We start from the raw sequence: 23,476 nt of genomic DNA, 5'->3' as shown, positions 1-23,476 counted from the left end.
CCGCACATCAGCGCGACACCGCCCGGCTCGGCCGCAGCGCCTTCAACCGCGTGATCGCCGGACGGGCCAGCCGCACCCGCCGCCGCCACCGCCCATCCGGCCCGGCGGGCGGGAACAGCGGACGCGGATCCAGCTGCGCGCGCAGCCGCCGCTGCCACGGCAACCGCGCCAGTCCACCGCGGATCGCCCGCACCGAGGCCCACGCCTGCGCGCCGGTGCCGTCGTCGGCGACGCGGCCGGACCACAGCGCGGTGTCCACCTGGTGCGCCAGCCAGCGCAGTCCGTCCACAACGGACTGTTCGGTGAACGGCCCGGCCGCGGCGGCGAGATCCCGCACGGTCATGCCCTCGGTGAACGGGACGCCGTGCGCCCGCAGCAGATCCGTGGCCTCCCACCACGCGGCCACCACGGCGCGCTGCCCGGTCGTCCGGCGGCGACGGCGCGACCGGATCGCCTTCGCCAGCGGGATTCCCGCGAGCACCAGCACGACGAGTCCGAAAAGGACGATCGCGGTGGTGAGGTACGGGAACGGCGGCCCTGGCTCGTCCTCGCGCGGCGCCGATCCGCCGGGTTCCGGCTTGAGCGGCGGCACCCGCAGGTCCTGCGGCGGCGGCAGATCGGCCCGCACCTGCGCGGTGGTCTTCGCGAGCCCCTCGGCCGCGGTGCCGGAGCCGCCCGCGCCGCCGGTCGGGTCGAGCGACACCCAGCCGATCCCGGACACCGCGACCTCCGGCCACGCGAACACGTCGCCGTCGCGCACCACCACCGGCCGCCCCGGCGCCGAAGCGGGCGTGCGATACCCGACGGCGAGCCGCGCCGGAATGCCGAGGATCCGCGCCATGGCCACATAGGACGCCGCGAACTGCTCGCTCGTGCCGCGCTTGGTCTCCAGCAGGAAACCGCGGAGCTGCTGCCAGCCGTTGCCGGTCGGCAGCTCGGTTCCGGTGGCCACCTGGTAGTTCTGGCTCAGGTACCGCTCGAGCACGAGCGCGGCGCGGAACGACGGCGGCTGGCCCGCGATCGCGGAACGGGCCAGGTCGGCGACGTCCGGCGGCACCTCGCCGAGCCCCCTGCCCGCGAGCGCCGCGGGATCGATCGCGGCACCGGCGAGTGCGTCGACGTCGACCTCGGGTTCGCGCCAGCTCAGGTGGTAGGCGCGGCCACCGCCGGGCACCATGAGCATTCCCGACCGCTCGTCGATCAGCGGCGCGACACCGGTGACCGCCGACGGCACCGCCTGGCTCGGCACCCACGGCAGGTCTTCACCGCCCTCGACGGTGACGTCCGCCTGCCGGGTGCCCGTCCGCACGGTCAGTCCTTCCGGCGGGGCCACCGTGGCGCCCATCCGCCGGTACTCCGCGGTCGACGTCCACCGCGCGCCGTCGAAGTCGTCGAGCACCGCGACGCGCCAGCGGTCGACGTGCTCGGCGGCGGTGTAGCTGAACACCGGCGCACCGGGAGTGCGCATCCTGGCGGCGATCTCGTCGAGCGGGTTCACCACCCGCTTCGGCGGAAGGGGCACGGATTCGTTCTGGTGCAACGAAAACGCGTCGCCGCGGACCGGCACGGCCATGGTCGCCACGACGGCCGCGGTGGCTCCGAGTACCACGGTCGGGAGCACGAGCAGCGCGGTGGCGCCCCGCCGGGCCGTCCCGGACGGGATTTCCGGCCGTGGCCGGGACACGGCCAAAAGCGTCCCGGCCACGGCCGCGTACGCGAGCCCGACGAACAACGCCGTCGAACCGGTCAACGCGACATACGCCTGGCTGAGGCCGAGCACGACCAGGCTCGGCAGCAGCGCGGCGAGCGACCACCGCGCGAGTTCGAGCCCCAGCACGGCCGCGAAGAGCACGGCCATGGGGACGAACAGCATGAGCTGCGGGTCGGGCAGCGCGGGCCAGGTGGACTGCAGGGTGAGCTGCCACGACTCGGTGACACCGGAAACCAGCCCGCGCACGGTGTCGGCGGTCGGGATACCGCCGACGGTGGTGCTCCCCAGCTCGATCTCGGCGATCCCGAGCAGGCCGAACAGCAACGCCAGCACCGGCCGCCACGGCCGGAGCGCGTCGACGCGCAGGCACAGTTCCGCGACGAGCCCGCACACCGCGAGCACGACAAGGATCGGCGGCACGAGCGCCGCGAGACCGAAGACCGGTGCGAACAGCAGGCCGGGCAGCGCCGCGGCGAGCAGCAGGCACGCGATCGTGATCCGGGCCTTCACGCGGCCACCACCGCGTTCCACCGGCGCGCGGCGTCCGCGGCGTCGGTCGCGGGCACCACCTTCGCGCCGGGCACCCGGCCCGACTGTCCATTCAGGACGATGACGATCACCGACGAGTACCTCGGCCGCAGCGCGGCGATCGCGGCGCGGTCGGCATCGGCGAGCGCGGTCAGCACCACCACCAGGGTTCCCCCGCCGGACCGGGACAGCACGCCGGGCGCGAGCCCGAGCCCGTGCTCCCCCGTCATGTCCAAAGTGCACAGTTCGTCGAGCATGCGCCGCGCCGCTTCGGCGCCGCCGTTCGTGCCGAGGTCAAGCCCGCACGAGGTGACCAGGCGGCAGCGCTGGTCCGCGGTCGCAGCCGACACCACGAGCGAGGCGGTCAGGTCGACGGCGTCCTCGAACAGGTCCGCGCGCACGGATCCGCGCCGGGTGTCGAGCAGCGCGGTGAACCGCGGCTGGTCGGGGTCGACGTATTCGCGCACCATCAGCTGCCCGGTGCGGGCGGTCGCCTTCCAGTGCAGGTGCCGGACTTCGTCCCCGACCACGTATTCGCGGACGTCGCGGAGGTCGAGCGAGCCGTGCAGCGAGTCGTCGGTGCTCCGGCCCTCGTGGTGGTGGCGCGGATGTCCCGCGGTGATCGCGCGCATCGGGAGCACGCGCGGATGCACCCACAGCGTCGCGGTTTCCCCGGTGGTGAGCCTGCCGGTGCCGAGCCCGAGCGGATCGCCGCGGTCCACCGTCAGCGGGCCGACCACGTGCCGCCCCCGGGTCTCCGTCGGCAGTTCGTAGTGGTGCACCGCCTGCCCGTTCGGCGGCAGCGCGCGCACGCTGACCGTCTGGAAACCCGCGCCGAGCCGATCGCCCGCGGTGAATCCCGGCTGCCGCCGCGTGCCGGGGTTCGTCACCTTCAACCGCGCGAACGCGGGCCGTCCACGATGGACTCGATCGGGGTAGACATCGCGCGCGACGGTCACGCGCGGCCGCCTCGCCGCGATCGCGACCGCCGCGACGACGGCACCGAACGCGGCGGCGGACACCGCGAGCAGGACCGGGTACCCCGCCACGAGCCCGGCGGTGAACACCGCGACCGAGCCGATCGCCGTCGCCGTCCCCCGCCCGGTCAACCGGATCATGAGACCGTGCTGCTGGTCCTGGGCACCGGGGTCGCGGCGAGCACCTCGTCGACGATGTCGTCGGCGCGGCGCTGGTTCAACTCGGCGTCGGAGGTCAGGATCAGCCGGTGCCCGAGCACGGGCCGCGCGACCTCCTTGATGTCGTCCGGGGTGACGAAAGTGCGGTTGTAGGTGGCCGCGACGGCCTGCGCGGCGCGGACGAGCGCGATGCTGCCGCGCGGGCTCGCGCCGTAGCGCAGCGCCACGTGCTGCCTGGTCGCCGCGGCGAGGGTGGCCGCGTACTCGCAGATCGCGCGGTCGATGTGCGCGGCCCGCACCTGCGCGACGGCCGCCTGCAGCGCGGGCAGGTCGACCACCGGGGACAGCTCGTCGGGGTTGACGCCCGCGCAGTCGCTCATGATCACCATGACCTCGGAGTCGAGATCCGGGTAGCCGACCTGCAGCCGCATCAGAAAACGGTCGAGCTGCGCCTCCGGGAGCCGGTAGGTGCCCTCCAGTTCGATCGGGTTCTGCGTGGCGATCACGAGGAACGGGCGCGGCACTTCGCGGCGCACCGAATCGACCGTGACGGTGCGCTCCGCCATCACTTCCAGCAGCGCCGACTGCGTTTTCGGGGTGCCGCGGTTGATTTCGTCGGCGAGCACCACGTTCGCGAAGATGCCGCCGGCGTGGAATTCGAACCGTTCTTCCTTCTGGTGGTACACCTGCACGCCGGTGATGTCGCCGGGCAGCAGGTCCGGGGTGAACTGGATGCGGTTCCAGGTGCCGCCGATGCTGCGCGCCAGGCACCGCGCGAGCGTGGTCTTGCCCAGGCCCGGCACGTCCTCGATGAGCAGGTGCCCCTCGGCGAGCAGTGCGGCCACGGCGAGGCGCACGAGCTGCGGCTTGCCCCGGATCACGCTTTGCACGTTCTTCGCGATCCGTTCGTAGACCTCGCCTGCTGGTATCTGGTTCACCCGCTCGTTCACCCTTCTGGCCAGAGGTAGTGGTTCGATTCGACCGGCCCGTTCGGCGTGCTGACCGTGACCCACACGTGCACACCCGGGACGTCGTAACGAGTTCCGGTGCCGTCCTGCGTGCCGTTGCCGTTTTCGTCGGTGATCAGCGACGCGGACTCGCTGAACTTGCCGTTGTCGGAATGCGGCACCATGGTGATCTTCGTGTTCGGCGCGAATCCCTTGACCACCACGTGGAACCAGTGGCAAGCCGGGGCCTTGCAAGCATCGCTCGACGTGGCACTGCCCCGGCTGAGCGTGATGGTCGGCTTCTGGATGGTCAGCGACGCCGATCCCGGCGCACCCGTCACCTGCTGACCGTCCACTGTGGTCACCGCGCGCACGGTGAAGGTGAAGGAACCGTTGCCCAGGCCGGAAAACGTGGTACTCGTGGCGGTGACGTTCTTGGTGCCCTGCCCGGTCGCGCTCACCTCGTAGTGCGCGAGCGCGCCGCCGTTCAGCGCGGGCGGATTCCACGTGACGGTCACCGTTCCGTTCGCGTTCCTCGCGGTGACCCCAGTCGGCGCGCCCGCCGCCGCGAACGGGGTGACCCCTGGCGAGGACGCGCCCGGCCCCGTGCCCGCCTTGTTCGTCGCGGTCACCGTCACCACGTACCGGGTGCCGTTGGCCAGCGGGCCGACGGTCGCCGAGCGCGCGCCGCCGCCGACCGTCATCGAACCGCCCTGCCACGTCAGGTGGTACGCGGTGATCGGGCCGCGGTTGTCCGGGGCCGCGCCCCAGCTGACCCTGATCGAGCTGGAGGCGGCCTTCGCGGTCACGCCGGTCGGCGCGCCGGGCGGGCTCGCGGGGATGTCCGGCGGCGGTTCCGGTTTCCGCGCCGGTGGCGGTTTCGGCTTCTCCTGCTCGCGCCGCGGCGGCTGCTGCGCCCCCGCGTTCGAGGGTGCGCCCGCGTTCGACGGCCCCTGCTGCTGTTGCTGCCCCCGGTCCGGCGGCGCGAGCGGCGGTTTCGCGCTGTCGCCCGGTTTCCCCGGCGCGGGCACCGGGCCCGGTTTGCGCGCCACCACGGGGACGTCGGCGACCTTGCCGTCGTGGCCGACCACGAGCACGTGCGTGCCCTCGGGGCCTTCGAGGTACATCCGGGAGTCTTCGCCCTTGGTCAGGCGCGCCGGGCCGGATTCCCGCGGGATCGGCTTCGCGTCGGCCTGCTTGCCCTCGCCGTCGTAGGTCAGCAGCGTGTTGTTCTTCTTGTCGACGAGCGCGACCACGGAACCGCTCGACACCGGGGCGTCGTAGTCGCCGTCGGGCAGCGGCACCGTGACGGGCGCGCGCGGCGGGGTCGCGGTGTCGACGAGGTGCAGGCGGCGCGCGGGCGCGTCCAGGATCGCGACGCGGCCGGCGACATCGGACGCCGCGGGGCGCGCGGCCGCGGAAACGGTGACACCGAGCGGCGAACTGCCTTCCACACCCTTGTCCCCGAGCCGGTTCAGCGTGCCCGCGGCGGTGTCGACGAACTGCGGACGGTCGCCGACCAACGTCAGCCCGCCCGTGTGCCCCTTCTCGATCGTCGCGGGGCACGAGGAAATGCGGTCCGCGTCCTTCGGCAACCGGCACACCAGGCCGGTCGTGGTGCGGAAGAGCCACATCGTGCCGTCCGCGCTCACCACCGGGTCGCCGACCGGATCGCCCGCGTCCACCGTCGCCGACGGGTCGCCGAGGCGCACGATCTTGCCGGACTGGCGGTAGACGAGGTACGGCCCGCCCGCCGCCTCGACGCCCAGCGGGATCTCGTCGGACGGCGGCGCGTTCGTCTGCTCGACGGTCAGGCTCGACTTGCCGAACTGGGTGATCCGCGACCGGCCGACCACGTACCCGCTGGTGTCGCCCTGCACGACCTGGCTGCCGTCGTCCCCTGGCACCTGCGCCTGCGCGTCGATGTTCGCGGTACCGCCGTCGATGTGGAAAGCGGCCTGCAGAACCGTGTTGTAGACCCAGTGGCCAGTGGTGAGGAACTGCAGGCCCGGCAGCGGTTTCGCGGCACCGGTGACCGCGGCGACGACCGCGGCCGCGCACGCGACGACCACCACCAGTACGGGAACGCGCGTGCGCCACGACCGGGATCCGGCGTCCTTCCGGCTCCCCGCGGCGAGCCGGGCCCCTCTGAGATCCACGCCACAAAGAGTAACGGGCCGGATCCGGGACTGGTCCCGGACGGCAGCAAAAGGCCACGGAAAAGAATTGGCGCTCGGCTAATTGGGGTGCGGGAGAACCGGCAATTCCAGTTCGAAGATCGCGCCGCCTTCATCGGCGTTGTAGACGTTGAGCGCGCCGCCGTGGGCCTGCGCCACCCAGCGCACGATCGACAGCCCGAGCCCGGTCGAACCGCTGCCCGTGCGGAAGCGGTCGAGCAGTTCCTCGGCGATCTTGCCGTCCACGCCCGGCCCGTGGTCGGCGACGGTGACCCTGCCGTTCGCGACGGTGATGTGCACGATCGCGGGCTGGTCGCCCTGCCGCCCGTACCGCAGCGCGTTGTCCAGCAGGTTGCCGACCGCGCGCTGCACGAGCGTCGGATCGACCTGCACGAGCGAAGGCGCGGCGGTCACCGTGACGCTGGCGCCGTCGGCGGGAGTGTCGTCGACGAGCCCGGTGACGAGCTGGTCGAGCCACACCGGCTGCACGGCGAGCTGGTCCATGCCCGCGGCGAGGCGCGCGCGCACCAGCAGCCCGTCGATGATGGTGCCCATCCTCGCCGCCAGCCCGACCGTTCTCGGCAGCAGTTCGGTGCGCTCGTCGGGATTGCGCAGCGCGGTTTCCGCGAGCGCGCGCAACGCGGCCACCGGCGTCCGCAGATCGTGCGCGGTTTCGGCGAGCAGGATCTCCTGCTGTTCCAGCGCGGCAACGGCGGGCCGCATCGCCCTGGTGGACAGCAGGTGCCCCGCCACGGCCAGCACCGCGACGAGCACCGCGCAGCCGCCGATCACGAAGACCACGAACCGGGTGTGCGCCGCCTGCGCGGAATCCGCGTCGGCCGCCGCCACGGTCGCGCCCGCGTACTGGCCGAACCGGTTCCGGAACGGTTCGACCACGACCCGGACGAGCTGGTCGCCGGTGCCGCGGATGTTGCCGGTGACCAGCCTGCCGGACCGCACGGCGTCGTCGACGAGACCGGCCAGCCGCGCGGGGTCGACCGGCACGCAGGTGCGTTTGCTGAAGTACGGCGCGAAAGTGCTGGAACCGCCCGGCAGCACGGCGAACTGCGGGCACTGGTCGGCCAGCTCGTCGTCGCCGATGTAGCCGGTGATGAACGTCTTGTTCCGGTCGTCGTACTGGAGCAGGCGGTTCGCCGACGAGGTCACGCGGTGCAGCTCGCCGTCGAGGCTGGCCGGGCCCGATTCGTCGGAGGCGATCGCGATCCAGGCGAACACGATCAGCCCGGTCGCGTTGATCGCGGTGAACAGGATCGTCAGCACCAGCCGCAGCCTGCGCAGCCGATCGGCCGCCGACGAGTTCACGAGCGCGCGCCCTCGGCGAGCCGGAAACCGGTGCCGTGCACGGCGTCGATCAGGCCCGGCTCGCGAAGCTTGCGCCGCAGGCGCTTCACCACCGAATCGACCACATTGGACTGCGGGTCCTCGTCCTCGCCCCAGCAGTGCTCGATCAGCTCGGTCCTGGTCACCGTCTGGCCCTGGTGCACGAGCAGGTACTCCAGCACGGCGAACTCCTTGTTGGACAACGTGAGCAGCGCGCCGCCGCGCCTGGTCTCCCGGCGCGCGCAGTCCAGCACCACGTCGGCGTAGCGCAGCACCGACGGCCTGCCCGCGCCCGCGCGGCGGCTCAGCGTGCGGACCCGCGCGGTCAGTTCGGCCACCGAGAACGGTTTCACCAGGTAGTCGTCACCGCCGTGGTCGAACCCGGCGATCCGGTCGGCGACGCTGTCGCGCGCGGTCAGGAACAGCACCGGCACCCCGTCCCCGGCGAGGCGCCTGCCGTGCACGTAGCTGATCGCGTCACCGTCGGGGAGCATGCGGTCGAACACCACGCACGCGAAACCGCCTTCGCGCAGCGCGGCATCGGCGCCCGCGATGTCCGGCGACCGCGTGACCTCGAAACCCGCCGACGACAGTTCCGCGCACACGGCGGCACGCAGGTCCTCGTCGTCTTCGACCACCAGTACTCGCACCGCTCGTCCTCTTGCTTGTCATCAAATCCTCATTCGCGGGGTGATCGTATGCCGGTAACGCGCCGAACGGCGCGGGCAAGGATCACCTGGCCGGTACCGGCCACGCGAACGGAGGCACTCCGATGACCATCACCGCGCTCGACCGGATCAACCACGTCGAAGCCGCGAAACCTGCGCGCAACGCCAACGCAGCGCTGGCGGCGGCCCGTTCGGAGGTGCTGGTGATGAGCAGCGGCACCACGGCGGTGAAGAACCCTATCGCGGCCGTCCGCGGGATCGACCGCGACAACCTGCGGCGCGGGGTCCGCTACCGCGTGCTGGTGCCGGACGCCGCGCGCGTCGCGCCCGTGCTCTCCGCCCAGCTCGCGGCGCTTTCGGTAGCGGGCGCCGGAACGCGGACGGTGCCCGCGGTACCGGCCGACGCGCTGGTGATCGACCGCTCCGTCGCGGTGCTCCCGGTGGGCAGGACCGATCTGGGCACCCCGGCCGGGGTCGCGGTGTTCCGGCTCGCGAGCGTCGTCACCACGACGGTGGAACTGTTCGAACGCGTCTGGGCGACAGGGGCGCCGCTGACCGCGTCGGAACTGCCCGAGACCGCCGAAATGTGCGCGCGGGAGCAGGAACTGCTGTCGCTGCTCGCCGCGGGCCACACCGACGCGGCCGCCGCGGACCGGCTCGGCATTTCGGTGCGCACGGTGCGGCGCACGGTTTCGGTGATCATGAACCGGCTCGGCGCGCGCAGCCGGTTCATGGCCGGTGTCAAGGCCGCGGACCGCGGGCTGCTGACGCCCTGATGCGGCGTGCGCGCCGGGCTCGCTACTGTTCGTACCCGTGCGGGTACTGGTCATCGAGGACAACGAAGACCTCCGCCTCGCGATCGGCGGCACGCTGCGCGGCGCGGGGTTCGCGGTGGACGCCGTCGGCGACCTGCCCCAGGCCGACGAGGCGCTCACCGTGAACTCCTACGACTGCGCGGTGTTCGACCGCCTGCTGCCCTCCGGTGACGCGCTCACCTACGTGCGGCGGAACCGGCCGACCGTGCCGGTGCTGTTCCTGACCGCGCTCGACAGCGTCAACGACCGGATCGCCGGGCTCGAACTCGGCGACGACTACCTGGTGAAACCGTTCGCGATGGACGAGCTGACCGCGCGCGTGCGCAGCCTGTGCCGCCGCGTTACGGCGAGCCTGCCGCCGGTGCTGCGCTGCGGGGACCTCGTGATCGACGTAGGGCGTCGCGAAGTCCGCCGCGCGGCGGCCCTGCTCACCTTGACGCGCAAGGAGTTCGACGTGCTGGAGCTGCTGGTGCTCCGGCAGGGCGAGACGGTGTCGCGGGCCGCGCTCGCCGAGTACGCCTGGGACGAATTCGTCGCGCCCTCGTCGAACGTGGTCGCCGGTGTGATCAAACAGCTTCGCAAGAAGTTGCGGGAACCCGACATGATCACCAACGTCCGCGGCGACGGCTACTTCATCCACCCGGCGTAGATTCCCCTCGTGGACGCCTCCGAGATCGCCCGCGTGTTCCGTGAAGAGTACGGGCGCGCGGTTTCCGTGCTGGTGCGCGCTTTCGGCACCATCGACATCGCCGAAGAAGCCGTGCAGGAGGCGTTCGCCGTCGCGGCGCAGCGCTGGCCGTCCGACGGAGCGCCGCCGAGCCCGGCGGGCTGGATCATCACCACCGCTCGGAACAAGGCGATCGACCGCCTCCGGCGCGAAGCGTCCAGAGTGGACAGACACGCCGACGCGGCCTTCCTCGCCGAGCGGGGCGAACCCGAGGAAACCGGCCCGGTGCACGACGACCGGCTGCGGCTGCTGTTCACCTGCTGCCACCCCGCACTGGCCGTCCCCGCGCGCGTCGCGCTGACGCTGCGGCTGCTCGGCGGGCTGACCACCGGCGAGATCGCGCACGCGTTCCTGGTCCCGGAAAAGACCATGGCGCAACGGATCGTGCGCGCGAAGGGCAAGATCAGGGACGCGGGCATCCCGTACCGGATCCCCGGCGAGGCCGATCTGCCCGAGCGGCTCGGCGCCGTGCTCGCGGTGCTCTACCTGATCTTCAACGAGGGGTACTCGGCGAGCTCGGGTGACGCGCTCGTGCGCGAAGACCTGTGCGCGGAAGCCATCCGCCTCTGCCGGGTGCTCGCCGAGCTGATGCCGGCCGAACCCGAAGTCACCGGGCTGCTCGCGCTGATGCTGCTGATCGACGCCCGCCGCGGCGCGCGCACCGGCGCCGACGGCGAACTGGTCCTGCTCGCCGACCAGGACCGGACGAGGTGGGACCGCGAACTCGTGGCGGAGGGCCAGGAACTTCTCCGCGCGTGCCTGCGCCGCGACCGGCCGGGCCCGTACCAGATCCAGGCCGCGATCAACGCCGTGCACAGCGATGCCCGCACCGCGGCCGAAACTGAGTGGGGCCAGATCCTCCGGCTCTACGACCAGTTGCGCGCCTTCGACCCGAGCCCGGTGGTCGCGCTGAACCGGGCCGTCGCCGTCGCCGAGGTCGACGGCCCCGCGACCGCGCTCGCCCTCGTCGACGAACTGGCACTGGACGAGTACTACCTGTTCCACGCGATCAGGGCGGACCTGCTGCGGCGGCTCGGCCGGACCGGGGAAGCCGCGGCCGCCTACGACACGGCGATCGCGCGCACTGGCAACGCGGCCGAACGCGCCTTCCTCGAACGACGGCGGGGCTGAATTCACGTCACGTCACGGCGAACGCTGATCGCGCGCGCGGCAAACCCGGCGACGGCGGCGTAGCCCAGTAGCAGGAGCACGCCCGCCCAGCCCGGCAGCAGATCGCCCGCCACCTCGCGCCCACCCCGGTCCCAGCCGACCACGGCGCGGGAAGCACCGGTCGGCGTCCACCGTCCGACCGACGGCACGAAAGCGACCAGGAGCCCGTCGCCGTAGAGGAACCACACGAAGGCCCCGATCACGGCGACGGTCTGATTTTTGGCCAGCATGCCCAGCGCGCCGCCGAACACGCACCAGAGCGCGACGCTGAGCGCGGAGCCCGTCAGCACTCCCGGCACGGCCGGGGTGAACACGGTCCGCCCGGTGGCGGCCAGCAGCACCGCGGTCACCGGGGCGGTCACCACGACACCCGCGATCCCGATGGCGAGCCCCAGTACCGCGCACGCGGCGAACCGCGCCCGCACCACCTCACCCCGGCGCGGGGTGACCAGCAGCGTCCAGGTGATCGTCTGGTGCCGGTACTCGCCCGCGGTCAGCACGATGCCGAGCAGCAGGCTGAACAGATAACCCTGCTGCGCCATGCCGTACGCGTTTTCGACCGTTCCGCCGGAGCGCAGGAACACGAGCACGTCCACGACGGCCCACGCGACGCTGAACAGCACCGCCAGCCCGGCCAGCGCCCACATCGACCTGGTACCCCGCGCTTTGACCAGCTCCGCTCGCACCAAGGTCATCGTGTCCCCCGAACCAGTTCGAGATAGGTCTCTTCCAGCCCCGTCCCGCCCCCGGAGAACTCCTCGACGCCGCCGTCGGCGACCAGTCGCCCGCCGCTGACGATGAGCACGCGATCAGCGACCATCGCGATCTCGGTCAGCACGTGGCTCGACACCAGCACCGTCCTGCCCTCGGCGGCCTGCGCGCGCAGGAAAGCGCGCAACCAGTGGATGCCCTCCGGGTCGAGCCCGTTCGCCGGTTCGTCGAGCACCAGCACGGACGGCTCCCCCAGCAGCGCGGAGGCGAGCGCGAGCCGTTGGCGCATGCCGAGCGAGAACGAGCCGACCCGGCGGTCCGCCACGTCGCCAAGGCCGACGTCGGCGAGCACCTCGCCGACACGGCCGCCGGAAAGTCCGGCCGCGGTGGCGAGCCAGCGCAGATGCGTCCTCGCAGTACGACCCGGGTGGAACGCGGTGGCTTCCAGCACCGCGCCGACGGTCCGCACCGGGGACCGGAGATCCGCGTAGGCGCGCCCGTCGATCGTCGCGGCGCCGGAACTCGGCCGCACCAGGCCGAGGATCATGCGCAACGTGGTCGTCTTGCCCGCGCCGTTCGGACCGAGGAAGGCGGTCACCTTCCCCGGTGCCACGTCGAACGTCAGATTCCTCACGGCGTGCACACCGCCGAAGGACTTGGTCAGCTTCGCTACCGAAATCATGCCGGGCAGCTTGCTCGTGCGCGGCACCGGAAACATCGGCTCCGGGGTGGAGCGGCCGGAGGTGGACGGGCGATCCCTACCCGTGGGTGGAGGCGCGGAACCGGTGGCGGGGCTAGCGTTGCCTGGTGGACCGGCATCGCCCTCGGTGGCACTACCTGCTGGGCGGGCTGTTCGCCGCCTACCTGCTGGGAGCGGCCGTCGGCGGTGTGCTCGGCGCCGGTGACCGCGCCGGATGGCCCGCGGCGACGCTGATGGCCGCGCTGCACGCCGCCGGACTGGCCTGCTGTCTTCTCCTGTTCCGGGCCCGGAAGCACGCGGTCGCGCTGCTCGCGGTGGCAGCCGCGGCTTCCGTCGGCGCGCAGGCGCTCGTCCCGTTCAGCGGGCTTTCGCTGCTGTTCCTGATGGTGTGGCTCGCACCGTTCGCGGTTCCGCTCGGCTGGTCGATCCTGCTCACGTCGGGCGCCGCGCTCGGTTTCGTCGTGCTCTCGCTGATCCGGTCGGTCGACGTCGGCGCGGCCGCCGGTATCGCGATGGGTGCCGCGTGGGCGCTGCTGCTCGCCGCGGTCGTCCATCGGCTGAGCGTGGCCAGGGCCACCGCCGAACTGGCCAGGTCGCAAGCCGGTGCGGCGATGCTCGCCGAACGCCAGCGGCTCGCGCGCGAGATCCACGACGTGCTCGCCCATTCCCTGTCCGCGCAGATCGTGCACCTGGAGGGCACCAGGATGCTGCTCGAACGCGGCGGCGATGCCGCGCAGGCACTCGACCGCGTCCGGAAAGCGGGCGATCTCGCCCGCGCCGGGCTCGAGGAAACCCAGCGCGCGGTCGAGGCGCTGCGCGGTGGCGACGGACCGCTGAGCGCTCAGCTGGCCGCACTGGCCGCCGATTTCCGTGCTGTGGCGGGAAAATCGTGTGCCGTGGAGCTGAGCGGCGCTCCCGACACGCTGGTGGCGGAGATCCGCCTCACCGTGGTGCGGACCGTGCAGGAAGCGTTGACCAACGTCGGGAAGCACGCCCCGCGAGCCGATGTCGTCGTGGCGCTGCGCGGTGCGGGCAACCGGTGCGAGCTGACCGTGACCGACACCGGCGGCGGTGCGAACGGGCGGGCGCCCGGCACCGGTTACGGGCTCCTTGGCATGCGCGAACGGGCCGAACTGATCGGCGGCGAACTCGTCGCGGGCCCGTGCGGTGCGGGTTTCCGGGTGCGCCTGCGGGTGCCGTCGTGAGCCGGGTGCGGGTGGTCGTGGTGGACGACCAGGCCGTGGTGCGCGAAGGCCTCGTGCTCATCGTCGGGATGCTGGACGGCGTGGAAGTGGCTGGTGCGGCGGAAAACGGCGAGGAGGCGCTGCGGATCGTCGACCGCGAACGGCCCGACGTGGTGCTGATGGACCTGCGGATGCCGCGGCTGGACGGGGTCGGCGTGACCAGGCGGATCCGCGACGGTCACCCCGGCGTGCGGGTGGTGGTGCTGACCACGTACTCCGACGACGAATCGATCCTCGCCGCGTTGAAAGCGGGCGCGCGCGGATACCTGACGAAAAATGCGCGCGCGGACCAGATCGAGCGGGCGATCGCCACCGTGATGGCCGGGGAAACCCATTTCGAACCGGTGGTGCAGCGGCGCTTGGTGGAACTGGCTACTCGCGAACGCCCGTCGAACGGCGACCTGACCCCGCGCGAGCTCGACGTGCTGCGCCTGATCGCGGAGGGCAGGTCGAACCGCGAGATCGCGAGCCTGCTCTACATCACCGAAGGCACCGTGAAAACACACGTGAACAACATCTTCGCGAAGGCGGGCTTGCGGGACAGGGCCCAGGCGGTGAGCTACGCCTTCCGGAACGGCCTCGCCACACCTTTTACCGACTAACGGCTCAGCGCCTTCGGCTCGAACCCAGCAAGAAGATCAGGCCCAGCACGGCGATCACGATGTTCCCCGCGAGCCGGTACTCGTGCAGCGCGGGGATGTAGTTGAGCAGGTACCAGCTCTTCGAACCGGAGTTGTAGTAGTTGATGATCCCGCCGACGCCTTGGACGAGGCAGAGCAGGCCGAACAGCAGGATCACGACGTGGGCCCTCCCTCGAAGACGAAACGAACCACAGCCTGGCAAACCCCGGGACACCTCGGCATCACACCGCAGAGCGATCCCGTTCTCATCATTTCGGATGACCCGGTATCGACCTTGGTCGTTGTCCGCCGTCGGCGAATACGCGCACGCGTGATCGGGGAATGAGCCACGGTGGGGTCATGAAGCTCCTCATCCTCGGCGGCACCGGGTTCGTCGGCCGCGCGATCGCCGAAGCGGCCCTCCGGCGCGACTGGCCGGTGACGGTGTTCCACCGCGGCAGGCACGCGTCGCCGCCCGGGGCCGAAGTGCGGCACGGCGACCGGACAGCCGACTTGTCGGCGCTCGGCGACGGCGAATGGGACGTCGTGGTCGACACCTGGAGCGCCGCGCCCTGGGTCGTTCGCGACGCCGCGCGAGCGCTCACCGATCGCGTCGGCCGCTACCTCTACGTTTCGACCCGCTCCGTGTACGCCGACCCCGTCGCACCGGGAGCGGACGAAAACGCGCCCGTCGTCGACGGCTCGCCCGATGCCGAAGGAACCGAGTACGCGCAAGACAAATGCGGCGCCGAACTCGCCGTCGAAGCCACCTTCGCCGATCGCGCGCTGTTCGCGCGGGCAGGGCTCATCCTCGGCCCGTACGAAAACGTCGGCAGGCTGCCGTGGTGGCTGACCCGCCTCGCGCGCGGCGGCGACGTACTCGCGCCGGGCCCGCCCGAACTTCCGTTGCAGTACATCGATGTCCGCGATTTGGCCGCGTGGGCGCTCGACGCCGCATCGCGGGGACTCGGCGGCGCCTACGACCTGGTGAGCCCGTCCGGCCACGCCACGATGGGCTCGCTGCTCGACGCCTGCGCGCGGGTCACGGGCTCGGCCGCGAAGCTGCGCTGGCTCGCGCCCGAAGAGGTCCTCGCCGCGGGCATCGCACCGTGGACCGAGCTGCCGAGCTGGCTCCCGCCCGGCGAAGACCACGACATGATGCACCGCTCCGACGCCACCAAGGCACTGGACAGCGGCCTGCGCTGCCGCCCGGTCACCGAAACCGTCGCCGACACGTGGCGCTGGCTCCGCGCTGTCGGCGATGCCCCGCTGCGGCCGGATCGCCCGCGTCCCGGCCTCAGCCCCGAGGTTGAAGCGAAAGCATTAGCAGACAAGTGATCCCGGCTCGCCGCATCGTGTATGAGGTGTCGGCCTCCGTGTCCGCGTAACGGGCGTAGTCGCCTAGCGACTCCCAGAGGCAAAGGCGGCGATCAATCGGAGGACAGATGTCTCGTGATGCAGCCCGTATCGTTCTTGCACTGGGAATCGCAGCGGTACTAGCTGGATTCTTCGTGCTACCTCAACGCATCCCCGCCGTTTCGATACCGCTCCTCGCGGTTGGCGCCGCCCTCATCCTTGCCGCACCGAGGAAAGAGAAGCGCTCCCGCTAACGTTCCCGACAGGCTCAGTGATGACGTGGGCGAGTTGTGGCGATCCCGGCGCCCTCGCAACCGAGGCGGCTCATGCCCCGAAGGTGGCCTTCGGGGCGCTCAGCGCCACTTTTCTCACTTTCGTAAGGGGCGGGCTCCGCTTGCCTGTGCCCCGAAGGTGGCCTTCGGGGCGCCAGATGCCCTGAACGTCACTTTCGGGGCACGCGAAAACCCGCTGCGGGCTCGCGCGGTGGCGGCAGGGCCGATAGCAGGATCTTCGGGCACAAAAAATGTGGCCGCACCCGGTGCCGACGAACGGATCGCACGTCCTCCCCCGAAGCGTGCTGTCGTCATCGGTCCGGGTGCGGCCACCCCCCACGTCACCGCACTCCCCGTCCGGCACCCCGGCCCGCCTGCGAACCGGGGGTGCTCAACAAGGGCCGCCGGGCGCGCCGCAGATACCGGGTGCCCGCCGGTTCACTCCAATGCAGCAACGGGGAGCTACCTCAGGCCTCCGATCACCGCATCGCGCACGCGAGCGCGTTCCACCGGCGAGCCGAGCCCCGAAACGACCAGGTCCGTCACCCCGGCGTCGCGGAACCGCCGCAGCTCGCGGACGACTTCGGCCTCGGTACCGGCGACGACGGTGTCCGCGGGCCCGGCCAGCCCCGCGCGGTCCAGCACGGCCCGGTAGGCGGGCATTTCCCCGACCGTCGCGAAGTTCTTCGCGACGGCGGCGCGCACGCCGTCGGGGTCGTCGGTGATGGCCACCAGCGGCGCGACCACGATCCGTGCGCCGTCGCCGAGGCTGGGCACGAGGTGCTCGGCGACCAGCTCCGGCCGCACCCACACCGCGATGGTGCCGTCGGCGAGATCACGCGCGACCTCCAGCATGCGCGGTCCCAGCGCGGAGATCAGCACCGGCGGCGGGTCCGCCTTGATCGCCAGCCGCGTGTCGACGGTGAAGAAGCGCCCGGAGTGGCGAACGTGCTCGCCGCGCAGCAACGGACGCAGCACCTCGAGGTATTCGCGGGTGTGCTTCGCGGGCGCGCTGTAAGGAAGGCCGAGCTGATCGGTCATGTACCAGGCGTGGCTCGGCCCGACGCCCAACGTGAGCCTGCCGCCGGTGAGCACCTGCGCCGTCAGCGCCTCGGTGGCCAGCGCGACGGGGTGCCGCGGGAAGGTCGGCACCACCGCGGTGCCGAGTTCGGGCGGCCCGCCTTCGACGGACGCCAGCAGCGCCAAGGGATCCCAGCCGCCGGGCTGCTGGTTCGTCCAGGCGCTGTCGAAACCGCGCGCCGCCTCGGTCAGTCCTTCGATGCCGTCGGTCGACGGCGTGATGTTGATGCCGATTCGCATGGGAACGAGTCCACCGCGCACCACGGCGCCGAACCAGGTCCAGCTGCCCCACGCAGCGATAACATGAAACTATCGCCCCAGGTGGAGTGGAGGAATCGGTGGAGCTGCGCGCGCTGCGGTACTTCGTCACGGTCGCCGAGGAACTGCACTTCGGGCGAGCCGCCGAACGGCTGAACATCGTGCAGCCCGCGGTCAGCCAGCAGATCGCGCGGCTCGAACGCGAACTCGGCGTCCGCCTGCTGGACAGGTCGCCGCGCACCGTGCGCCTCACCGACGCCGGGCACCGCGCGCTCGAAGCCGCTCGTGACGCGCTCGCCGCCGCCGAACGGGTCCGCACCGTCGTCGCGGACCACCGGGTGGGCACGGTCCGCATCGGCACCGCTGCCGGGTTGACCAGCCGCCTCGAACGCGGCATCGACGAACTGCGCCGCTGCAACCCGTCGTTCGAACCGGTCCTCGTCGACCTCCCGGCGGCCGCGAGGCTGTCCGCGCTGCGACGCGGCGAACTCGATCTCGCGCTGGCCAGGGGCACGGTCTCGGTGCCCGGCCTGAAGGCGCTGCCGACCTGGTCCGAACCGTTGCACGCGGTCGTGTCCACCCGCCACCCCGCCGCGGACCGCGAGATCGTCACCATCGACGAGCTGGCCCGCTACCCGCTGCGCTTCCCCGCCAGAGAATGCGACCCGCCGCTGTACGACGCGATCATGACCGCGCTGCGGGAAGCGGGCGTGCGCCCGAAGCTCGGGCGGCGGGCGGGCACCCCGCAGGACACGGTCGTCGAAATCGGTGCCACACCGGAAAACTGGGCGCTGCTGCCCGCCGACCAGATCGCCGCCGTCGGCGGCACCCGCGTCCGCTCGATCCCGCTCGACCCGCCGGTGGCGATCACCGGCAGCGTGGTCACCTCGGAGGCCACTCCGGAAGCCTGCGTCGCCGTGGTCACCGCCGCGTTCCGCGACAACACGCCCTGAGCCGGGCTCCTCGTTGTCATGATGTACGGATGACCGACGAACCGGGTGCCTCCTTCGCGGCGGACGAAGAGGAGTTCCTGAGCGACTTCGAATCGTGGACCACCCACGTGGCCCTGGAGATGCTCGTCGACGAGGCCCTGCGCGACAAGGAGATCGTCGTCGCGCTCAACCGCGCCGGTCTCCGCTCGGCCCAGGCCAGGAGCGCGCTTCTCGGCAACGAGACCGCGCTCGCGCGCATCCGGATGGAACAGGACCGGCACGGCACGCGGGATTCCGCGCGGTGGCGGCCGTCCGCACGCGAAACCGGGTGGCTGGTACTGCTCGCGGTCTTCGGCACCGGCTACCTGACGCTGCTGACCCAGGCGTGGTCCGCGATGCCGGTCCTGTTGCGCGTCTACGGTCTGCTCGGCATCGTCTCGGTGCTTCTGCTTTCCGGCCGCGTCGTGCTGCGCCGCGTGCCCGGCCTGGTCTACGGCTTGGCCGAACCGCAGCCCGGAACCACGTCCCGCGACGAGCGGCAAGCCGCGCTCGGCGACCGGAAACAGTTCGTGCTCAACGAAATCGTGCTCCCCGAACTGCGCGAGTACATCCGGGAAAACCGGAAGGTGTTCCACGGCACCAAGTTGGTCTACCGGAACGTCGACCGGCTCTACTCCGACGACGACGACGCCATCGTGCACACCGCCGCCGCCAGGCGGTTGCGCCGGATCCTGGAGCGCACCGACACCGGCGCCGTCGCGCTGGCAGGCCACCGCGGCACCGGGAAGACGACGATGATCCGCACCATGAAATCGGGTCGGCTCGACGACCGGGAATCGACGGAACCTCTTGTGGTGGAAGCGTCCGCGCCCGCCCAGTACGAAGCCCGCGACTTCGTTCTCCACCTGCACGCCCAGCTCTGCCACACCGTGCTCGATGCCGTCGAGGACCACATCGGCGGGCAGCGGCGCACGCGGTCGGCGCGAATTCACCGCGCCATCGGCGCCACGGCCGATCTGCTGGCTCTCGTGTTCGGCGGTATCGCCGTTTCCGCAGTGTTGTGGCAGGCGCCTTCGAATCGATTCGTCACCGATCTCGGCGATCTCGTCGCACGAGGTTTCGCGCGATTCCCCGATTCGCTGCCCGCATTCTGGTCCGGGCTGCCCGTCGCACGGGCGGTCGCGATCGGCGTGCTCGCGTGCTGCCTCGCGCTCGTCGTGCTCGTCCCCGCCACCGCGGCGGCCCGCGCCAGGGTCCGGCGCCGCGATTCGCTTCACCGGCTGGCGCGGGAGGCGGTGCGGCAACTCGGCCGGATCCGATTCCTGCAGACCTTCACGTCGGGCTGGGCGGGGAAGGTCATGCTCCCGCTCGGCGGAGACCTCGGGCGGACCCGCTCGACCCAGCGCGCCGAGCAGCAACTCACCTACCCCGAGGTCGTCGACGAGTTCCGCACGTTCGCCGAGCGAGCAGCGGAAACGCTGCGGCTCAGGGGCGTCGAGCAGGTCGTGATCGCGATCGACGAGCTGGACAAGATCGGCGACCCGGAGAAGGCGCAGCAATTCCTCAACGACGTCAAAGGGGTCTTCGGCATACCGGGATGCCTTTTCTTCGTTTCCGTTTCCGACGAAGCGGTGCTCTCGTTCGAACAACGGGGCCTCGCCGCGCGGGACGCGTTGGACAGCGCGTTTTCCGAACAGCTCCGCCTCGACCCGTTCACGCTCGACGAAAGCAGGCTGTGGGTCGCACTCCGGGTCGCCGAAATCCCCGAAGCGTTCTGCTACCTCGCGCACTGCCTGTCCGGCGGGCTGCCCCGCGAACTGAAGCGGCTCACCATCGACATGGTCGACGTGACCGCCACCGAGTACCAGCCGACGCTGTCCGTGGTGACCGGAACGCTGGTGCACAAGGAACTCACGACGAAAGCGTCCGCGCTCGCGGCCATGACCGCGACGCTCGGCGTCGATTCGCGACCGTCGGGGCTCGCGGCCGATCTGCTCGTCCTGTCGACCGTCCGCAACCCCGGCGAACTGGCCGAACTCGCCGACCGGCTGGTACGGGAGATCACCGAGGACGACACCACCGACGAAAAGAAGGTGCGCCTGCACGCGGGATGCTTCGCGCTCTTCTGCGCGACGGTACTGGCACTGTTCGACGACGAGCTGACGCCGGAGCGGCTCACCCCGGACCTCCACGAACTCGCCGTCGCGCAACGGCAGATGGGGCTCTACCCCCGCGCGGCGTGGCAGCGCCTGCAGGACTTCCGCAAGCAGCAAGCCGTGGACTGAGCTAGCCAGCCGAAGTGCTCACGAGTGTCCGCTCGGGCGCGGCTTCCGTGCTCGACATCGTCTGGCGCGGCAACGCCAGCACGCCGCCGACAGCCACCAGGGCGCACAGCACCCCGGCCACGGCGATCCCGCCGCTCACCGCGCCGACCTCGCCGAGCAGGCCGACCCCGATGGCCACGGCCACGATCGGGTCGACGACGGTGACGCCCGCCATCACCGTGGACGGCGACGCGTTGGCGTAGGCCTGCTGCACCAGCACCGCGCCGACGAGCAGCGCGAAACCGATGCCGATCAGCGCGGCGATCAGGAACGCGGCGGCCCCGCCGTGCTGGAACTGCTGGAGCACCGCCCTGGTCAGCACCGACACCAGGCCGTACCCGATCGCGCCCGCGGTGGCGAAGGCGAGCCCGCGCGCCCACCCCTTGAGCGCCATCGCGAGCAGGCAGAAACCGATCACCCCGATCACGACGAACTCGCTCGCCTGCAAAGCGGCCTCGCCGGTCACGTCGGTCGCCTTCGCGTTGCTCCCGGCGAAGGCGACGAACCCGGCCACGCCCGCCGCGATCGCCCCGACCGCGATCCAGCCGCGCCTGCCGAGCCGCGGCCCACCGGCCCGCGCGCTGAACACCGCGCTCGCGCCGACCGCGATCACCCCGACCGGCTGGACCACGGCGACCGGCGCGAGACCGAGCCCGATCGCGTGCAGGGTCCCGCCGAGGGTCATCACGAGCAGGCCGAGCAGCCACGTCGGCTGGCGCACCAGCTTGCCTAGCGCGCGCAGCCCCAGCGTCGACTCGTCGTCGCTCTTCGTGGCGTGGACCGCCCGGTGCTGCATCTGCGCGGCCAGCGCGGCGAACACGGCGCCGACCATCGCGAACGCGATCCCGATGACGTTCATGAACAGCTCCCTGGGAATCCGTGGACCTGACGGATTCCCGGCAAGTCGAGCGGCGCGCTCTCCGGTGACCACTGTGGTCCCTCGCAGCCGCGCGCACGATCACGGTGGCCACCGAACCGGCGCTGGTGGCAGCCAGACCGCCGTGGTCGAGTGTGCCCTACCGCCGCGACGCCGTGGTCATCCGCCCCGAAGCTGAGAACCCTTGCGCCATAAGCGATACACGCACAGTGCTGACGCGTACTCGGTGCGTGCGCATCACTCGGCCAGCTCCTCGGCGCGTTGTTCCAGGTAGCGCCGCTCGGGCAGGCTCAGCGTGCGGCCTGCGGCCAGCCGGTACTGCGCCGCGGCGGCTTCGCGGTCGCCGGAGGAGTCCAGCAGGTGCGCCCTGATCGCGGCCACCCGGTGGTGCCCGGCCAGCGCGGGGTCGCCTTCCGCCTCGGCGAGCTCGCGCAGTCCGGTTTCCGCGCCGTCGACCATCGCGATCGCGACGATCCGGTTCAACGTCACCATCGGACCGGGCGCGAGGGTGTGTAGCAGCTCGTACAGCGCGCGGATCTCCCGCCAGTCGGTGTCCGCCGCGGTGGCCGCCTCGTCGTGCACGGCGGCGATCGCGGCCTGCAGCTGGTAGGGCCCGACCGGGGCGCGCGCCAGCGTCGCGGTGATCAGGTCGACACCCTCGGCGATCGCGTCGGCGTTCCACCGCGAACGGTCCTGCGCGGCGAGCGGCACCAGGCCGCCGTCCGCGTCGGTCCGCGCCGCCCGCCTGGCATCGGTAAGCAGCATCAGCGCCAGCAGCCCGGCGACCTCACCGTCCTCCGGCAGCCGTTCGCGGAGCTGACGCGCCAGCCGGATCGCCTCCGCGCTCAGTTCGACCCGGTACAGCGACGAACCGGAACTGGCCGTGTACCCCTCGTTGAAGATCAGGTACAGCACGTGCAGCACGGCGGAAACCCGGTCGGCCAGCTCGCTTTCCGGCGGGAGGCCGAACCGCGCGCCGCTGGCCTTGATCCGCTGCTTCGCCCTGCTGATCCGCTGCCCGACGGTGCCTTCCGGCACCAGCAGCCCGCGCGCGATCTCCGCGGTGGTCAGCCCGCCGACCGCGCGCAGGGTCAGCGCCACCTGGGACACCGTGGTCAGCGACGGGTGGCAGCACAGCAGCAACAGGGTGAGCGTGTCGTCGCGCGCGTCGACCGGCTCCTGATCGGGTGGGAGCTGCGCGAACGCCGTTTCTTCGCGGCGCTTCCGCGCCGACTCGTTGCGCCACAGCTCGGTCTGCCGCCGGTGGGCGACGGTGACCAGCCAGCCCTTCGGGTTGCCGGGAACGCCTTCGGCAGGCCACTGCGTCGCGGCGGCCAGCAGCGCCTCCTGCACCGCGTCCTCGCAGGTGTCGAAGCCGCCGCCGAACCGGCGCAGCAGCACGCCGAGGACCTGCGGCGCCAGCTCGCGCAGCAGGTCCTCGAGCGCACCGGGCGTGCTCAGAACTCGACCCCGCGCAGGTCGAGGACCGGCCGCACCTCGACCTCGCCCCATTCCGCGTCCGGCGCCTTCGCCGCCAGCTCCACGGCACGGTCCATGCTTTCGCACTCGACCAGGTAGAAACCGGCGAGGTGCTCCTTGACCTCGGCGAACGGCCCGTCGGTCGCGATCGTGTCGCCGCCGCGGACCCGCACCCGCTTCGCCTGCGCAGGATCGACGAGCCCCTCCGAGACGATCAGCTCACCGGACTCCGCGAGCAGTTCCCGCAGCTCCTGGTGACCACGCCCGAGGTTCCGCTTCTGCTCGTCGCTGAGCCCTTCCCACGCCTGGCGGGAGGCCTCGTTGCTGTGGATCAGGATCAGGTACTTCATGTCGCCTCCGAAAAAGTCGGGAAATTCTCTCACCGCTGTGTCGAAACCAGCGC

20 protein-coding genes and 1 pseudogene are annotated in these 23,476 nt (G+C 71.6%); 8 read left to right on the top strand and 13 right to left on the bottom strand.

Annotated features, from left to right (window positions below; all coding sequences use genetic code 11):
• Window positions 1–7: 7 nt before the first annotated feature.
• The 6 genes from HUW46_RS27825 to HUW46_RS27800 form a co-directional block, all read right to left on the bottom strand.
• A complete protein-coding gene (locus tag HUW46_RS27825; protein ID WP_215541748.1) occupies window positions 8–2,221 on the bottom strand; it encodes a transglutaminase family protein in 2,214 nt (737 codons plus the stop codon).
• Entirely contained in the window at window positions 2,218–3,357 is a 1,140-nt protein-coding gene (locus HUW46_RS27820; RefSeq protein ID WP_254124956.1) for a DUF58 domain-containing protein, read from the bottom strand. Before HUW46_RS27820 ends, HUW46_RS27825 begins: the two co-directional genes overlap by 4 nt.
• Complete coding sequence (locus tag HUW46_RS27815) at window positions 3,354–4,313, bottom strand: AAA family ATPase (protein ID WP_254124955.1); 960 nt, start codon at window positions 4,311–4,313, stop codon at window positions 3,354–3,356. The genes HUW46_RS27820 and HUW46_RS27815 overlap by 4 nt, the downstream gene beginning before the upstream one ends.
• An 8-nt stretch (window positions 4,314–4,321) precedes the next feature.
• On the bottom strand, window positions 4,322–6,481 hold the full coding sequence (locus tag HUW46_RS27810; protein WP_215541747.1) for a fibronectin type III domain-containing protein: 2,160 nt from the start codon (window positions 6,479–6,481) through the stop codon (window positions 4,322–4,324).
• A 78-nt stretch (window positions 6,482–6,559) separates the two neighbouring features.
• The gene (locus HUW46_RS27805; protein ID WP_215541746.1) at window positions 6,560–7,822 is read right to left on the bottom strand and encodes a sensor histidine kinase; all 1,263 of its coding nucleotides are present in this window, start codon (window positions 7,820–7,822) and stop codon (window positions 6,560–6,562) included.
• Entirely contained in the window at window positions 7,819–8,490 is a 672-nt protein-coding gene (locus HUW46_RS27800) for a response regulator transcription factor (RefSeq protein ID WP_254124954.1), read from the bottom strand. Before HUW46_RS27800 ends, HUW46_RS27805 begins: the two co-directional genes overlap by 4 nt.
• Before the next feature lie 122 nt (window positions 8,491–8,612).
• Between HUW46_RS27800 and HUW46_RS27795 the strand changes: the two genes are divergently transcribed.
• The 3 genes from HUW46_RS27795 to HUW46_RS27785 are packed head-to-tail and all read left to right on the top strand — an operon-like array spanning window position 8,613 to window position 11,181.
• A complete protein-coding gene (locus HUW46_RS27795; protein WP_215541745.1) occupies window positions 8,613–9,284 on the top strand; it encodes a LuxR C-terminal-related transcriptional regulator in 672 nt (223 codons plus the stop codon).
• Between the two features lie 37 nt (window positions 9,285–9,321).
• Window positions 9,322–9,972, top strand: a complete 651-nt coding sequence (locus HUW46_RS27790; protein WP_215541744.1) for a response regulator transcription factor — start codon at window positions 9,322–9,324, stop codon at window positions 9,970–9,972.
• 9 nt (window positions 9,973–9,981) lie between these two features.
• Complete coding sequence (locus tag HUW46_RS27785) at window positions 9,982–11,181, top strand: RNA polymerase sigma factor (protein ID WP_442860859.1); 1,200 nt, start codon at window positions 9,982–9,984, stop codon at window positions 11,179–11,181.
• A gap of 2 nt (window positions 11,182–11,183) precedes the next feature.
• Here HUW46_RS27785 and HUW46_RS27780 read toward each other — a convergent pair whose 3' ends face one another.
• Together HUW46_RS27780 and HUW46_RS27775 are read right to left on the bottom strand one after the other, a co-directional pair.
• Complete coding sequence (locus HUW46_RS27780) at window positions 11,184–11,915, bottom strand: hypothetical protein (RefSeq protein WP_215541743.1); 732 nt, start codon at window positions 11,913–11,915, stop codon at window positions 11,184–11,186.
• A 62-nt stretch (window positions 11,916–11,977) separates the two neighbouring features.
• Window positions 11,978–12,649: pseudogene (locus HUW46_RS27775) on the bottom strand (ABC transporter ATP-binding protein); the annotation flags it as partial.
• An 89-nt stretch (window positions 12,650–12,738) separates the two neighbouring features.
• Here HUW46_RS27775 and HUW46_RS27770 point away from each other — a divergent pair.
• Together HUW46_RS27770 and HUW46_RS27765 are read left to right on the top strand one after the other, a co-directional pair.
• On the top strand, window positions 12,739–13,836 hold the full coding sequence (locus tag HUW46_RS27770) for a sensor histidine kinase (RefSeq protein ID WP_215541741.1): 1,098 nt from the start codon (window positions 12,739–12,741) through the stop codon (window positions 13,834–13,836).
• Window positions 13,833–14,477 carry a response regulator gene (locus tag HUW46_RS27765; RefSeq protein ID WP_254124952.1) on the top strand — a complete coding sequence of 215 codons (645 nt, stop codon included), beginning with the start codon at window positions 13,833–13,835 and terminating at the stop codon, window positions 14,475–14,477. Before HUW46_RS27770 ends, HUW46_RS27765 begins: the two co-directional genes overlap by 4 nt.
• Window positions 14,478–14,481: 4 nt before the next feature.
• On the opposite strand, the gene HUW46_RS27760 is transcribed toward HUW46_RS27765, so the two are convergent.
• Window positions 14,482–14,673: a hypothetical protein gene (locus HUW46_RS27760; RefSeq protein ID WP_215541740.1), complete on the bottom strand. Its 192-nt coding sequence runs from the start codon at window positions 14,671–14,673 to the stop codon at window positions 14,482–14,484.
• A gap of 182 nt (window positions 14,674–14,855) precedes the next feature.
• Here HUW46_RS27760 and HUW46_RS27755 point away from each other — a divergent pair, with 182 nt between their 5' ends.
• Complete coding sequence (locus HUW46_RS27755) at window positions 14,856–15,833, top strand: NAD-dependent epimerase/dehydratase family protein (RefSeq protein ID WP_215541739.1); 978 nt, start codon at window positions 14,856–14,858, stop codon at window positions 15,831–15,833.
• A 752-nt stretch (window positions 15,834–16,585) separates the two neighbouring features.
• On the opposite strand, the gene HUW46_RS27750 is transcribed toward HUW46_RS27755, so the two are convergent.
• Complete coding sequence (locus HUW46_RS27750; RefSeq protein WP_215541738.1) at window positions 16,586–17,443, bottom strand: TIGR03564 family F420-dependent LLM class oxidoreductase; 858 nt, start codon at window positions 17,441–17,443, stop codon at window positions 16,586–16,588.
• 86 nt (window positions 17,444–17,529) lie between these two features.
• Here HUW46_RS27750 and HUW46_RS27745 point away from each other — a divergent pair, with 86 nt between their 5' ends.
• Both HUW46_RS27745 and HUW46_RS27740 read left to right on the top strand, forming a co-directional pair.
• Window positions 17,530–18,414, top strand: a complete 885-nt coding sequence (locus tag HUW46_RS27745; RefSeq protein WP_254124950.1) for a LysR family transcriptional regulator — start codon at window positions 17,530–17,532, stop codon at window positions 18,412–18,414.
• Between the two features lie 29 nt (window positions 18,415–18,443).
• Window positions 18,444–20,678 carry a P-loop NTPase fold protein gene (locus HUW46_RS27740; RefSeq protein ID WP_215541737.1) on the top strand — a complete coding sequence of 745 codons (2,235 nt, stop codon included), beginning with the start codon at window positions 18,444–18,446 and terminating at the stop codon, window positions 20,676–20,678.
• 1 nt (window position 20,679) lies between these two features.
• On the opposite strand, the gene HUW46_RS27735 is transcribed toward HUW46_RS27740, so the two are convergent.
• From HUW46_RS27735 to HUW46_RS27725, 3 genes are all read right to left on the bottom strand, one after another.
• The gene (locus tag HUW46_RS27735; RefSeq protein ID WP_215541736.1) at window positions 20,680–21,576 is read right to left on the bottom strand and encodes a DMT family transporter; all 897 of its coding nucleotides are present in this window, start codon (window positions 21,574–21,576) and stop codon (window positions 20,680–20,682) included.
• 255 nt (window positions 21,577–21,831) lie between these two features.
• On the bottom strand, window positions 21,832–23,106 hold the full coding sequence (locus tag HUW46_RS27730; protein WP_215541735.1) for an RNA polymerase sigma factor: 1,275 nt from the start codon (window positions 23,104–23,106) through the stop codon (window positions 21,832–21,834).
• Window positions 23,052–23,423, bottom strand: a complete 372-nt coding sequence (locus HUW46_RS27725; protein WP_215541734.1) for a YciI family protein — start codon at window positions 23,421–23,423, stop codon at window positions 23,052–23,054. The genes HUW46_RS27730 and HUW46_RS27725 overlap by 55 nt, the downstream gene beginning before the upstream one ends.
• Window positions 23,424–23,476 lie beyond the last annotated feature (53 nt).

The sequence above is a fragment of the Amycolatopsis sp. CA-230715 genome (assembly GCF_018736145.1).
In the GTDB taxonomy this organism is placed as follows: domain Bacteria; phylum Actinomycetota; class Actinomycetes; order Mycobacteriales; family Pseudonocardiaceae; genus Amycolatopsis.
The sequence above is the reverse complement of the archived record's forward strand: the minus strand, read 5'-3'. Positions and strand labels throughout refer to the sequence as shown.

Excerpts from the sequence above, each read along its gene's own strand:
- HUW46_RS27780 (WP_215541743.1), bottom strand. The coding sequence starts at position 11,915 with ATGACCTTGGTGCGAGCGGAGCTGGTCAAAGCGCGGGGTACCAGGTCG.
- HUW46_RS27820 (WP_254124956.1), bottom strand. The coding sequence starts at position 3,357 with ATGATCCGGTTGACCGGGCGGGGGACGGCGACGGCGATCGGCTCGGTC.
- HUW46_RS27725 (WP_215541734.1), bottom strand. The coding sequence starts at position 23,423 with ATGAAGTACCTGATCCTGATCCACAGCAACGAGGCCTCCCGCCAGGCG.
- HUW46_RS27795 (WP_215541745.1), top strand. The coding sequence starts at position 8,613 with ATGACCATCACCGCGCTCGACCGGATCAACCACGTCGAAGCCGCGAAA.
- HUW46_RS27740 (WP_215541737.1), top strand. The coding sequence starts at position 18,444 with ATGACCGACGAACCGGGTGCCTCCTTCGCGGCGGACGAAGAGGAGTTC.
- HUW46_RS27735 (WP_215541736.1), bottom strand. The coding sequence starts at position 21,576 with ATGAACGTCATCGGGATCGCGTTCGCGATGGTCGGCGCCGTGTTCGCC.
- HUW46_RS27755 (WP_215541739.1), top strand. The coding sequence starts at position 14,856 with ATGAAGCTCCTCATCCTCGGCGGCACCGGGTTCGTCGGCCGCGCGATC.
- HUW46_RS27750 (WP_215541738.1), bottom strand. The coding sequence starts at position 17,443 with ATGCGAATCGGCATCAACATCACGCCGTCGACCGACGGCATCGAAGGA.
- HUW46_RS27730 (WP_215541735.1), bottom strand. The coding sequence starts at position 23,106 with ATGGGGCGAGGTCGAGGTGCGGCCGGTCCTCGACCTGCGCGGGGTCGA.